Source organism: Methanospirillum hungatei JF-1 (assembly GCF_000013445.1).
Taxonomy (GTDB): domain Archaea; phylum Halobacteriota; class Methanomicrobia; order Methanomicrobiales; family Methanospirillaceae; genus Methanospirillum; species Methanospirillum hungatei.
Map to the genome: position 1 here is coordinate 777,447 of NC_007796.1, position 13,208 is coordinate 790,654.

The window sequence follows — 13,208 nt, forward strand, 5'->3', positions numbered from 1 at the left end:
AGAAGTCGAGTCAGATACTTTGGTATGCAGATATATATCGATGGGAAATTCTATCCCAAAGAGGAGGCTAAGGTATCAGTTTTTGATCATGGGTTTCTCTATGGTGATGGTGTTTTTGAAGGAATCAGAGCATATTCCGGAAGAATCTTCCGACTAGAGGAACACCTTGACCGCCTGTATGATTCTGCAAAAACCATCGATCTTGCTGTTCCGATATCGAAGGAGGAGATGACTGCTGCAATCATCGAGACCTGCAAAAAGAATAATCTGACCAATGCATATATCCGACCGATTGTAAGCCGTGGTGTCGGAGACCTGGGGCTTGATCCCCGGAAATGCCCAAAGGCCAGTGTTGTTATCATGGCTGTTGAGTGGGGAGCCATGTATGGCGATCTTTATGAGAAGGGTCTGAAAGCCGTTACGGTATCAGTCAGGAGAAATCCAGCTGAAGCTCTTCCACCAAATGTCAAGAGTCTTAATTACCTGAACAATATTCTTGCCAAGATTGAGGCTAACTGCAAGGGCGGAGACGAGGCAATATTTTTTGACACAAACGGGTATGTATCAGAAGGATCCGGGGATAATATCTTTGTTATCAAAAACGGAGTCATTATCACCCCACCGACTTTGAATAACCTACGGGGTATCACCCGGATGGTAGCCCTGGAGATTGCAACCTCACTTGGTATTACGGTGCACGAGCGCAATATGGGATATTATGATCTCTACTGTGCAGATGAGGTCTTTGTAACTGGAACTGCAGCCGAAGTTGCCCCGATAACCTGGATTGATGGACGGACAATCGGCAACGGTAAACCAGGTCCCATCACGCGTCAATGCATGGAGCAGTTCAAAATAGTAGTACAGAAGGAAGGAACACCTATCGTATAGGTAAAACGATCATAATATTTTTAAGGACAAACGTAGACATCTAATGGCACAGCTGATATAGTGTAGTCCGGCCAATCATGTCGGCCTTTCACGCCGACGACTGGGGTTCGAATCCCCATATCAGCATAAACTTTTTATTTTGTTAATTTTTACAATAATCTTTTGATATCGTATTTTCTCTATTCATCCTGGCGGAATTCTCTGGTCAATATGTCAATCTCTTATCATTTGAGATCATAATGGTAGATCCTGATTGCATGATATTATTATCTGAAAAACCAATCAGAAAATCATGACCTCTCCTGATAATGTTCCGCTGATCATTCCAATCTCACTCGGTTTTGTGAATGCGTACATTGTAAAACAAGATGGAATTATTCTTATTGACACGGGAATTCCGGGTAGTGAACAGAAAATTCTGGATACATTACGAGACCACGGATGCAAACCTAGGGATATTTCTCTGATCATTATCACTCACGGGCATCAGGACCATGCTGGATCTGCAGCATCTCTTCATGGGTTATCCGGAGCACCGGTGGCTTGTCATGCTGATGATGCAGGTTTTCTTGAAAAAGGAAAACAGAATACATTAAAACCCTGTTCTATAACGGGATATTTCCTCCAATTCATTTTCAACCGGAAAAAACTGTCAGAGTATCCTCCGGTTCATCCGGATATTCTCATTGATTCTCCATTTGATCTTGAATCCTATGGTATTTCTGGAATTATTATTCCAACACCAGGTCACACGAAAGGTTCTGTTTCAGTAGCTCTGAATTCCGGGGAGAGGTTTACGGGGGATCTTATCTTCCCGAAGATCCCATCCGGGAAGCCCGGTTTCCCCTTCTGGGCTGAAGAGCCAGATCTTGTACTGGATAGTATTCGGAAAATATGCGATGAAAATTGTTCAGTGATTTATACGGGACATGGAGGACCCTATAGTAAAGGGGATGTTTTGGAGATGGTGAGAGGGGTGAGTGCAGAATAACAAATTAAGGGGTTTGGTTTTCTCGGGAATCAATATCTGACAAGTGACCACGATATCAAATACCCATGATTTTTCCCAATCTGATAGACAAAGTTATCATCATACAGAAAAGAATTATATTTATACTTTCATTTTAACTTTAAAAATAAAGTCGGTGAATTATTGTTATTTATTGAAATATCGTAAGGAGGTGGAGATATGCCTGATGATCTTATGGAGATTATAGATGAATCAGGGGAAGTAAATAGCGATCTTATCTCAAAGGTCCGTCTTGAATTATTCTGGTCATTATCAGATCTCGGCGATGACGGGGCAACCGCACGTCAGCTGAAATCCGCTCTAAATCTGAATGATGGAGCCATATATTCAAATTTAAAGAAACTTGAAATACTTGGATATTTAAAATGTGAATTGGTTCTTTTTGAGGGAAAAGAACTGGAACTCTGGTCAATGACTCTTGAGGGATTAGAAGAATGGAAGAAAGTGAAAAAATGGCTGTGCCGGTTGCTGGAATGTTCAGGTGATTCTTGTGGCGGATATTGAAAAAGCTATTGCATGTTTAAAAGCTCTTGATTTTTATTTCGACATCAGTCAATTTGAGCACCGGCTCATTGTTCAAAAAGTAATCTTTCTCCTCCAGTTAAAAGGGTTTCACCTTGGATATCCCTATGGTTTGTATGTCAGAGGTCCGTATTCTCCTTCATTGGCATCAGATTACTATCATCAGAAAGAAGAATTCAAATCTCTGATAACCGGGAAAGATCTTACTGGTGAAGAACATCAGATCATTCAGAATCTGGATAAAATCTTTAATAAAAAAGCTTCATATTTAGAAATTGGCGGGACATATGGGTACTTCGCTTATGTTCTCTCATATGATCCCCTGAAAGCCATGAAGATGGTAAAAAAGATGAAATCCCAGTATTCTGACTCACAAATAGCAATAGGGATCTCAAAAGCGAAAGAATTTCTTTATCCCCCGACTGAAGAAGAGAAACAACTTCTGGAGAATGAAACTGCACCCTGGAAAGCGGTCGCCCTGAACACTCTTCTGAGTGATTGATGAGATCTGCGAGAGGCGAGATCTGGATAATTGATCTGACTGATTCCAGGGGGCATGAACAGGGTGGAAAGAGGCCGGTGATTGTTATGGCATCAGTCATTGGAATGAATATTGTAATCCCGTTGACCACTCAGATAAAAGTTCTGAATTACCCTCATACCTATCTTATCGAACCGACATCATCGAACGGTCTTTCGGCGCCAAGTATAGCAATGACATTTCAGATAGTCGCCATTGATGAGAAAAGACTTGAGAAAACGATTGGTAAGATCTCCCATGCAGATAATGAGATTGTAAAGGCTCTTCTCATAGATCTCCTGGGTTTATACAAATAAGCATGAAAATCACATTCCAGAAAAAAATTCCCCATTTCTAGAGACAATCGATAATTATTTACTCTTCTCTCTGATTTTATTTTTTTGAATACCTTCATTTTTTTCATCTTTTGGTGGTAAATATAAGTCTTAATCACGATTATCTACAATCACTCATGTTCAATCACAGGAATTTTTATCCCATACATATCCCACTCTAACTCCTAAACGGATTATACTTATACCCCATACCACATCCCCCCATACTCTACCATCAACATATTATAAAACTAAAAATGGAAGGCTATTGCGAAGAAATAATAAATTTTCTCCTCGATGCAACATTTGTCATTGACCTGGACGGTAAAGTCATTGCCTGGAACCGTGCCATGGAGGATGTCACCGGAGTTACTGCCTCTGACATCCTTGGAAAAGGTGACTATGCCTATGCCCTTCCGTTTTACAACGAACGAAAACCGATGCTTGCCAATCTCATCCTCCTTCCGGATGAAGAGGTAGCAAAACGGTATAACCATATCATCCGTGATGGTGACACCCTTGTTGTTGATACATTTCTTCCGTTATCAGGAAGGGAAAGCCGGTTTGTGTGGGCGAAAGCAAGTCCTCTGTATGATCTGAATGGCACCATCACGGGATCTATTGAGACCATCAGGGATATTACCGACCAAAGGAAGATGGAAGAGATACTTGCCAGATCGTAGGCTGAACTTGACATCGCCGCTGAAATACGGCGAAGTTTCCTCCCTGACACAATTCCTTCCATTGAGGGCTTTGACGTTGCAGCGACCTGTGTGATGGCAAAAGAAGTCGGAGGAGATTTTTTTGATGTCATCCCAATGGAACTTGTTCCTCTTCATCAGGGAAGCTATGGGATTCTCATCGCTGATGTATCCGGGAAAGGAATTCCGGCGGCCCTGTTCATGGCATTGTCCCGGATTGTAGTCAGAGTGAATGCAACCTGGCATCATGAACCGGCAAAAGCTATTGCATCTGCAAATACGATAATCGCCCAGGATTCAAAGTCAGGGATGTTTGTAACCCTGTTTTATGGTATCCTCTCTGAAGAGGACCGGACCCTTACGTATGTCAATGCCGGACATAATCCCCCCATGGTGTACCGGGCAGGAAGTGATACCTTTGAAGAGTTAACCATGACCGGATTAGCAATCGGTGTTCTTGAGGATGAAATTTACGGTCAGAGAACTATCCCCATAGAGCCCGGTGATATCATCGTCCTGTATACCGATGGAGTCACGGAATCACTGAGTTCGTCACAAGAAATGTTTGGTGAAGAACGTCTGAAATCAATTATATGGGAGAACAGATCCCTGACTGCAACCGGCATTCAGAAGAAAATATTCGATGAGGTCCAGAATTTTAGCAAATCAGAACCACAATTTGATGATATTACTCTTCATGATCAAGGGTATACCCTGATTTTCCTCTCATTATGTACCTTGAATATATGATTCAACTCTCATGAATCCTCTGAAGGAAAATGGGTGGATTTATTTTTTCCAGTACATGATTGTCATAATAAGAGAGAGCATCCCAGAAATAATAAAGAATATTCCGAGGATCATGATGATAAGAGCTGTTCCTGCACCTGGATTTGTAAACAGGTAAATACCAATAAGTAAACTGATAACACCTGCGATACCGGTGAGGATGCGATGTTTTTCCCAGGTGATTGAAATGGCATATGCAATAGTCAGCAGACCATTCAGGGTAAGCCATAATGCAATCAGGTACCCAATTGCAATGGTTGCGACATAGGGAGAGATGATAGCCAGTAGCCCAATAAGAATACTCACGAGACCTGATCCCAGAAGTATCATCTTTGGCGTCCCACCCTCTGCTGATAGTGCCACGCCAGCGGTCAGAATTCCAAATATCAGGAATATTACTCCAACAATGAGAACAAGGAAGTCAAATACTGCCGATGGAGCGGTGACGGCAACTATGCCGAATAAAAGAACCACGATGCTCAAGATGATTGCGAGGATCTTTTCAGTGTCCATATGTATGATAAAATGCGGATTAGGTATAAAAAGGATTTGTTTAGGAGTGAAGTGACACCGACCCCTGTAATCGGTTTGTCTCACCTGATCTCCAGATAAACCAGATTACCGTATCCCGGATTCTCTATCACAGACCTGGTTATATAGAATTCAGGAGCATGAGTGACACATCATTACTCATGAGTACTAATGTAATATCAAGGATCCGAATATATGGAACATAACCTCATAATTGCTAATGAAATAATTATCATCGCTCTTCTCCTGGTCGCAATCATCGCTTCAATGACATTGCGGCACCTGAAGATGCCCTATACCATCGGATTGGTTCTCATCGGATATGCCTTCTCCGAATTTATCGTTCCTCATATAGATGCATTAAAACCGATTGGACCCTATTTCCCGGCGGTGGATATCATCCTCTATATATTTCTTCCACCGTTGATCTTTGAATCTGCCATTGCGGTAAATACCCGGCTGCTCAATCGAAACCTGTTTCCGGTATTATGCCTTGCCATATTCGGGGTCATCATCTCCGCAGGAATTATCGGGTACATGATCGCATGGTATTTTGCAATCCCGCTTCTCTTTGCTCTTCTGTTTGGTGCATTGATATCATCCACCGATCCAGTTGCAGTCATCTCCATCTTTAAAGAAGTGGGTGTTCCGAAACGATTGCAGATCCTTGTTGAAGGAGAGAGTCTCCTCAATGATGCCTGTTCCATCATAATGTTCCAGCTGGTGTTACTTCTCATTAGTCATCCGCTTCTGAAAAATGATCTGTCATTTTTTGAAACATCAGCTCTCTTTACCTCCCAGTTACTCACATCATTTGTCGGCGGGGTCTTCATTGGAGTCATTGGTGGTCTCATCCTTCGAGTAATACTTAGGAAAACTCCCCTTCACTCTCATATTCATCAGACAGCAACGTTGGTTGCAGCATATCTGACATACCTGCTCGGTGATGAAATGGGATTTTCAGGAGTCATTGCAGTCGTCTCATGTGGATTTATCACCGCACGGGCAGTATCAGACTGGATAGGACCGGATCGGCGTGAAGAACTGAATCATTTCTGGGAGTATATCGGATTCCTTGCAAATAGTCTGATCTTCCTTCTTGTCGGTATTACCATTTCATCATTACAAGATCTCTCCCTTCTCATCAAAGGAGGGATTTTGGGAGTTTTTTTCCTCATTGGTGCAGTATTACTTGCACGCTTTGTCCCGATAGTAGGAACCTTTGCCATATTTAACCGGTTTACCAGACACAAGGTTCCTTTTTCATACCAGATTGTTTGTTTCTGGGGAGGCCTTCGTGGTGCGGTGGCGATAGCCCTGGTTCTCTCTCTCCCGCTTTCCCTGCCATTTCGTGATCTGATCATTGCATTCTCAGTTCTCACGGTTCTGTTCAGTATCTTTGTCCAGGGTATGACTATCGGCCCACTCATTCAGTATCTGGAGCTCGGACAATCACGGCTTCTGCGAACATTTCACCAGGTATATGGAGATCTAGTCACTTCCAGGGCAGCACAGTCCAGTCTTTTAAAGTCAGACCTGGCAGGGATCATTGATTCTGCCATTCTTGATGAATATATCCGAACGTATCGTGAAAAATCCCAGTATACCGAACAGAAGGTTCGTGAGTTCTGGCAGGAAGTGCACCAGACACCTGACCGGATGAGTGTTATCAGGCTTTTCTGGCTAGAAGCAATTCATTATGAGCAGAAGCAATACCGCCAGCTCTATGATGACGGACTCATTCATTCTCCGGTATATGCCGAGCTGCAGTACCAGACTACCATCCGCGAGGATTTTATTCAGTCAGGGAATTATCATCCACCGATCCGTCTCTATGCACCAGAGTCCAGGTACGGGTTATGGCTTTACCGGTTTATCAGACGAATTTTCCCGAATAGTGCTATGCTGAATTCATATCAGAACCGGATAGATATCCATCTGATCTTTGCTTCAGTAGCGGTTTATGTTGCATCATCTGCAACAATTGAGTATCTTGAAAGACTTTCACAATGGGTCTGTCTTGATTCTGCTGAAATAACAGATATTGTTGATTTCTATAAGAAATTTGAGCAGAAAGCTCTCTCATATCTTACATCAGAGCATGTCGTCGGTTCACAAAACCTTTCATACGTGAGTGGGTACCTGGCAGAACGGACTGCAGGAGCAGGAATGATCCATATGCTGGGTCATCACATTGAAGAAGGAATCGGAGACGAAAAAACCCTTGGGCACATAATTGACCGACTCATTAAGGAGAAGAACAAGGCAAAGAAAAAGGTGTTTCAGTTATGTGGCGATCAGATAGTGCCATAAACCAAAATTTTGCAAATCCTTTCGGAATTAGCATGGAAGGGTCTTTCTCGATAAAGTACAATCGGGAGGTGGCATAACTGATAATTACTCGGTAAATCCATGTACCAATCTGACTGTCCTGAAGATCAGTTATGTACTGGATATTGATAGGATATGGATGATTGGGGCAGGATAGAGTACATAGAGCCTTGTGGATGTTTTATGAAAATTATTCCGTAAAAAAGAGTAGGTTAAATTTTAAATTTATTCATTTCTTGCGAGATTTTCTGCAAGGAAGATGAGGCATCAGATATTGATCGTGACACATGATCAATGGATGCACTTATCTCTTCGGTTGCAGCAGATGATGAAATTGCTTCCTGTGATGTATCTTTTGCAAGTAATTCAAGTTCATGAACACTCGCTGTTATCTCTTCAACACTTGCAGCCTGTTCCTGTGTGTTCGCAGCAACATCACTGACTCGTTTTGATGCTATCTCAATTGAATCAGCAATATGTTCAAAGATAGTCATCATCTCTTGTACAGCCGCATCACCGGTTGTTACATCCTCCAGAGAACGGTTCATGGAGGTTGTTACATTCTTTGACTTTTTCTGGAGAATGGCTATAAGTTCTGCAATCCGTTCTGCTGACACTCTTGATTCTTCTGCAAGGGCTTTTACTTCATTTGCAACAACAGCAAACCCAAGACCAGCATCTCCTGCCCTCGCGGCCTCAATTGCTGCATTCAATGCAAGGAGATTTGTCTGGTCTGCAATACCACTGATAAGTTCAACAATAGAACCTATCTCACCCATCTGTTCGTCAATTTCCTGAACCACCTGATTTGTCGCTTCAAAGGACTCCTTGATATTCTTCATTCCCTCTCCGGTTTTTTGAACCAATTTTGTTCCTTCCATCGAGAGATTATTGGTTTTCTGTGTAAGTCCTGCAACATCTGTTGTCTCTGTCGCAACAGATGATACCGCCGCTGCAAGGTCATTCATAGCACTTAATATCTGTTCTATACCGTGGGAGGATTTTTCTGAGAGGTCGCTGACCTGATTGGCATTTAATGCAAGGGTTCTTGATCCGGCAGCAATCTCCTCCGAACTGGCATTTGTTTCCTCAATAGTACCAAGAAGTGATTCAACCTCCTGTCTTACATGCAGTATGGATGAGCCGGTATCTGTTCCAATAGTGTTCAGGGCATCTTTAAAGGGAATAAAATCCCCTTTCACAATAATTTCTTCAGAAAATCTGGCTGTAAAATTACCTCTGGCATATTCTTTGGAAAGGGCCATAGCCTCATTTATGGGAACAAGCAGATTCTCGAGAGTTGCATTAAATCCTTTGATGATATCTCTATATGCACCCTTGAATAATGTTTCATCGCCCCTGATCGATAGGTTGCCATCCTTTGCTGCTGAAACCATTTTTTCAGTCTCATCAATCAGATTACTAATTGTATCAGCGGTAACACGGAGAGCAGGCCCTATCTCATCTTTATCATCCACAATTGGGATATGGGATATCTTCTCACCCTGGGCAATCTTCTGCATCGACCCGATAACATCCTTTTGAAGATTATTTGCAAAAGAATCCATTGTTTCTGCCATTTGACCGATCTCATCTTTCCTGATCATATCAAGCCGCATTCCCAGATGGCCTTTATTCATCTCCTGAATCATGGTGACAGCCCGTGAAAGCGGACTGGTAATACTTCTGGTCAGAAGTAAGGCAAGACCGATTCCAAAAATCAGAGTCAGCAGAACAATAACAAAAAACAAGAGTGACGATTCCTGGTAGGTTCGAACGATATCATCTCTCATTAATTTTGATTTTTCCTGGTTATAAATTTCCAGATTATCAAGAGCATCCTGGGCTGCATCTCTGGGAACAGAAAAATTTTTACTATATATCCCTTCTAATGCCGCTTCTTCCCTTCCATTATTCATATCATCAATAATTTTCCGAAGGTTAGTTTCAAATACCGGCCAGTTTCTCTCAAATTCTTCGATGAGTGCTGACTCTTCCAAAGATAGTGACTGACTTTTATACGCTTCGATTTTACTTTTAATATTTATAATTTCATCATCAATCTCTGCAAATTTATCTTTTCGTTCATCTTTTGCAAATACTGTTTTGTAGATGTTAATTCTGATATTGAGAAAACTATTATCGGCATTTAATAATTGCTCTAATGAAACGAGGTTATCATCATACATTGTTTTCGCCTGTTCTGTCATATCACCCATTGCCATGTACCCTACCAAGGCAATGAGGATAGCCAATAAAATGACACATAAAAATCCTCCAATCAGTTTCTTTTTCATTGGAATGTTATCAAGAAACATACAGTACCCCCTGTCGATGTGTAATTACTACCTATCCCTGGATAGTAAATAGATTATGGTTGCCTATAATTAAGGTAATACTAAGATAATTTAAGAGGTTGTTGCACAACTAAAATGTCGTTTCCTCAAGAGTACAATTTCCATTCGGTTGGAACGTTAATTGGCAATGAAACAGACATGAACCGCTTCGCGGTTCACACCCGAAACCATGAAAATCTCATCGGTTGACCGATCATAGTGGGTAATAAGACTGGTTAATTTCTGAAACTTTGATCTCGGTTAAGAAAGTAGTCCTTTTTCGTACACCAGAATGCGACATAGATCGCGAATGGGAAATTGGTGTAACGAATTTACTACCCACAGGGTAATTTATGTCTAAAAAACGGAATAAAGTTTGTGGAATTGATGTTCACAAAAGGTTTCTTGTTGCCTCTATCCTGGACAATGAAGGCAATTGTGAAACTAAACGTTTTGAACAGGATTTGGACGAATTAATTTTGCTCAAAAATTGGATTCTTGATTCGGGTTGTGAATCGGTAGCTATGGAATCTACTGCTGAATATTGGCGTCCCGCTTATGGTATTCTTAATCCAGAGATCAATATCACCATTGGAAATGCTTACCATATGAAGGGCATCCCGGGTAAAAAGACAGATGTGTTAGATTCTCAATGGATCGCCGAATTGGAATTAAATAATCTTATCACGCCGTCACGAGTTTTTACGGGTGATCTTTACGAACTTCGGACATTGACCCGAGCCCGAAATAAGATGGTTAATAATAGTACAGTTTTTAAAAACAAAATCCTCCACCAGTAAGATGTTTGCAGTATTCGTTTATGTACTGTTTTAAAAGATGTATTTGGTAAAAGTGGATATGCTCTTTTAAAAGGGATTGTTGAAAGAAAAACTCAGGATGAGATCATAAAAGCATTACCCGCCAAAACAAGAAAGATTGCACCTGTCTTTTTTGAGCAGATTCCAGAGTATATACCTGATTCAGCTATATTCCTCATAGATTCGATGTTAAAAATATATGACAACCTCCAGGTTGAGATTAAAAGGATCGAGGAAAGAATCAAATTTTACCTCAAGGATAAAGAGAATGAATTACGTATTTTAATGTCAGTTCCAGGGATTGGAATAGTAATTGGATCTAATTTGTTGGCAGAAATAGGTGATATCCATGATTTTCCAACCGCAGATAAATTAGCCAAATGGGCAGGACTTACCCCATCTGTTTACCAGTCTGCAAATATCAATTACACTGGACCCATCACGAAACATGGTTCCAAATATCTTCGATGGGCTCTTATTAAAGCTGCACACTCTGCGATTAGAAGACCAGGGAAATTGAATGACTATTTCAACGGTCTCTTACCTAGAAAGGGTTACAAAAAAGCAATTGTTGCTGTTGCTCGTAAGATTTTACGGATTGTTTGGCATCTTCTCATCAATAATGAAATATTTGAAGATGGAATTCCTAGAGTGAAAACTGTTAAGATTCCCAAGTTTCCAGAAAAAATTGAGAGAGTTGGAATCGCAAAGATTATTCAGCTTTTGTCCAGGGGAGCTGAGATAATTATTCAAGAGGAAGGTAAGGAGATTATGCGAATTAATGGTTCAAGTCAACCTATTTGATACCGATTTTCATGGGAAATGCAATCCCCGGAGAGTGGTGTAATTATTTTTGCCAATCATTCCGGATACCTGAATCTGGTATTCAACCGACTGGTATGAGACTCTTTATCGTGTATATGGGTCAATATCTCAGCCATTCATGATAAAACCGACAGAGCGATCTTCTCTTCGCCTTCATCACATCGTAGCGCTCTATGTTGGTTCAGTTCTGGGATGTGGTGTCCTAATTCTTCCCGGTCTTTCAGCAGAGATTGCCGGGCCGGGATCTCTCCTCTCCTGGATTTTCATCATCGTTCTTGCGTTTCCCATGGCACTCACCATGGGTTTTCTCTCCGCCCGGTTTCCAAATGACGGCGGGGTTTCATATTTCGTAACTCTTGCGTTCAATGAACAGCTCGGAGCACTCATCGGATGGTTCTTCCTGGTATCAGGAATCATTGGTGTTCCAATCCTTGCATTAACCGGAGCCGGATATATTGCTGCTGCATATGGGCTTTCGGAAGTTTTCAGAATCCTTATTGCAGTCTCAATTATTCTGGCAGGAATTTTTCTCAATTACATCGGTATGCGGGTCAGCAGTCAGGTGCAGATCATTGTCGTCCTTGGGACCATCTGCATTCTGCTTGGTGCATGTATCGGGAGTTACCGGATCGTTGACCCGTCACATTTCACCCCTTTAATTCCACACGGATGGATGAGTATCGGGTATGCAGCAACCTTACTCTTCTGGAGTTATATCGGATGGGAAGCCGTGACTCATATTGCCGAAGAGTTTGAGGACCCAAAGCGGGATGTAGTCAGGGGCACGATTATCGCCTCAATCATCATCGGAAGTCTGTATCTTCTCACCGCATATGTCGTCGTTGGAACCCATATGTATGGACCAGGAATATCGGATGTTTCGCTCGTGTATCTGATCGAGAAATCATTTGGGCAGTCTGGCATGATCCTGACCGGAATGACCGGGTTATTTGTCTGTCTGGCACCGTCCATATCCTACATCGGGGCAGCCTCCCGGCTTTCATATTCCCTAGCCGTGACCGGCTATGCACCGTCATTTCTTGCACGGTTATCAGAGCGGTATTACACCCACATCGGGGGGCTTATCTTTTTGGCCGGATGCTTTTCAATAGTATTTATCATGTACAGCACCGGTCTGCTCTCTCTTGCATTTCTTATTCAACTCCCGAATTCCACGTTTATCCTAACCTATATTGGTGGATGTGCAGCCGGGTTGGTTTTACTCAAAGATAGCCGGTGTGCATTATTTATGAGTGGGATTTCGCTCATTTTAACATCATGTATCCTGCTTTTTATATCTTGGGCGATATTATTTCCCATTGGTATTATCCTCATCTGGGGTATTTTCTTGATGAGAAGGAGAAAAAAAATGGGTAACCTGCTGAAAAGCATGTGATTATCGATAATTTTTTGGTACTTTTATAGATAAAATCACGAATTTCAGATATTCAATGAAATAATCTGATTCACCTGTTTTATCCACATTCTGAAAACCGGTGGGGACTGATTCAGTATCCATACTGTACTATTCATTCTATTCCTAAAAAATACCCTGATAATCATACCTGCTCCATTCAAA

Annotated in this window: 13 protein-coding genes and 1 tRNA gene; 12 read left to right on the forward strand and 2 right to left on the reverse strand. The window is 41.7% G+C overall.

Annotated elements, in window-relative coordinates:
• The first annotated feature begins 24 nt into the window (after positions 1 to 24).
• The 8 genes from ilvE (at position 25) to MHUN_RS03565 (ending at position 4,749) form a co-directional block, all read left to right on the forward strand.
• Complete coding sequence (gene ilvE, locus MHUN_RS03535; RefSeq protein WP_048067255.1) at positions 25 to 891, forward strand: branched-chain-amino-acid transaminase; 867 nt, start codon at positions 25 to 27, stop codon at positions 889 to 891.
• A gap of 51 nt (positions 892 to 942) precedes the next feature.
• Positions 943 to 1,017 (forward strand) — tRNA-Glu (locus MHUN_RS03540).
• Between the two features lie 166 nt (positions 1,018 to 1,183).
• Positions 1,184 to 1,882, forward strand: coding sequence for an MBL fold metallo-hydrolase (locus MHUN_RS03545; protein WP_011447712.1), 699 nt, complete (start codon positions 1,184 to 1,186; stop codon positions 1,880 to 1,882).
• Positions 1,883 to 2,080: 198 nt separating this feature from the next.
• On the forward strand, positions 2,081 to 2,425 hold the full coding sequence (locus MHUN_RS03550; protein WP_011447713.1) for a winged helix-turn-helix domain-containing protein: 345 nt from the start codon (positions 2,081 to 2,083) through the stop codon (positions 2,423 to 2,425).
• Positions 2,412 to 2,945: a hypothetical protein gene (locus tag MHUN_RS03555; protein ID WP_011447714.1), complete on the forward strand. Its 534-nt coding sequence runs from the start codon at positions 2,412 to 2,414 to the stop codon at positions 2,943 to 2,945. Before MHUN_RS03550 ends, MHUN_RS03555 begins: the two co-directional genes overlap by 14 nt.
• Positions 2,945 to 3,280, forward strand: a complete 336-nt coding sequence (locus MHUN_RS03560; protein WP_011447715.1) for a type II toxin-antitoxin system PemK/MazF family toxin — start codon at positions 2,945 to 2,947, stop codon at positions 3,278 to 3,280. The genes MHUN_RS03555 and MHUN_RS03560 overlap by 1 nt, the downstream gene beginning before the upstream one ends.
• 275 nt (positions 3,281 to 3,555) lie before the next feature.
• Positions 3,556 to 3,981: a PAS domain-containing protein gene (locus tag MHUN_RS17170; protein WP_052288810.1), complete on the forward strand. Its 426-nt coding sequence runs from the start codon at positions 3,556 to 3,558 to the stop codon at positions 3,979 to 3,981.
• Between the two features lie 93 nt (positions 3,982 to 4,074).
• Positions 4,075 to 4,749 carry a PP2C family protein-serine/threonine phosphatase gene (locus MHUN_RS03565; protein WP_052288811.1) on the forward strand — a complete coding sequence of 225 codons (675 nt, stop codon included), beginning with the start codon at positions 4,075 to 4,077 and terminating at the stop codon, positions 4,747 to 4,749.
• Positions 4,750 to 4,788: 39 nt separating this feature from the next.
• On the opposite strand, the gene MHUN_RS03570 is transcribed toward MHUN_RS03565, so the two are convergent.
• A complete protein-coding gene (locus tag MHUN_RS03570) occupies positions 4,789 to 5,301 on the reverse strand; it encodes an HdeD family acid-resistance protein (RefSeq protein ID WP_048067256.1) in 513 nt (170 codons plus the stop codon).
• A gap of 213 nt (positions 5,302 to 5,514) precedes the next feature.
• Between MHUN_RS03570 and MHUN_RS03575 the strand changes: the two genes are divergently transcribed.
• Complete coding sequence (locus tag MHUN_RS03575) at positions 5,515 to 7,632, forward strand: cation:proton antiporter (protein ID WP_011447717.1); 2,118 nt, start codon at positions 5,515 to 5,517, stop codon at positions 7,630 to 7,632.
• Between the two features lie 230 nt (positions 7,633 to 7,862).
• Here MHUN_RS03575 and MHUN_RS17175 read toward each other — a convergent pair whose 3' ends face one another.
• Positions 7,863 to 9,968 carry a HAMP domain-containing methyl-accepting chemotaxis protein gene (locus MHUN_RS17175; RefSeq protein ID WP_011447718.1) on the reverse strand — a complete coding sequence of 702 codons (2,106 nt, stop codon included), beginning with the start codon at positions 9,966 to 9,968 and terminating at the stop codon, positions 7,863 to 7,865.
• Positions 9,969 to 10,339: 371 nt separating this feature from the next.
• Between MHUN_RS17175 and MHUN_RS17180 the strand changes: the two genes are divergently transcribed.
• The 3 genes from MHUN_RS17180 (at position 10,340) to MHUN_RS03590 (ending at position 13,025) form a co-directional block, all read left to right on the forward strand.
• The gene (locus tag MHUN_RS17180; RefSeq protein WP_052288812.1) at positions 10,340 to 10,786 is read left to right on the forward strand and encodes an IS110 family transposase; all 447 of its coding nucleotides are present in this window, start codon (positions 10,340 to 10,342) and stop codon (positions 10,784 to 10,786) included.
• A 105-nt stretch (positions 10,787 to 10,891) separates the two neighbouring features.
• Complete coding sequence (locus MHUN_RS17185; protein WP_275039208.1) at positions 10,892 to 11,608, forward strand: IS110 family transposase; 717 nt, start codon at positions 10,892 to 10,894, stop codon at positions 11,606 to 11,608.
• Between the two features lie 139 nt (positions 11,609 to 11,747).
• A complete protein-coding gene (locus MHUN_RS03590) occupies positions 11,748 to 13,025 on the forward strand; it encodes an APC family permease (protein ID WP_011447719.1) in 1,278 nt (425 codons plus the stop codon).
• The last annotated feature ends 183 nt before the right edge of the window (positions 13,026 to 13,208 follow it).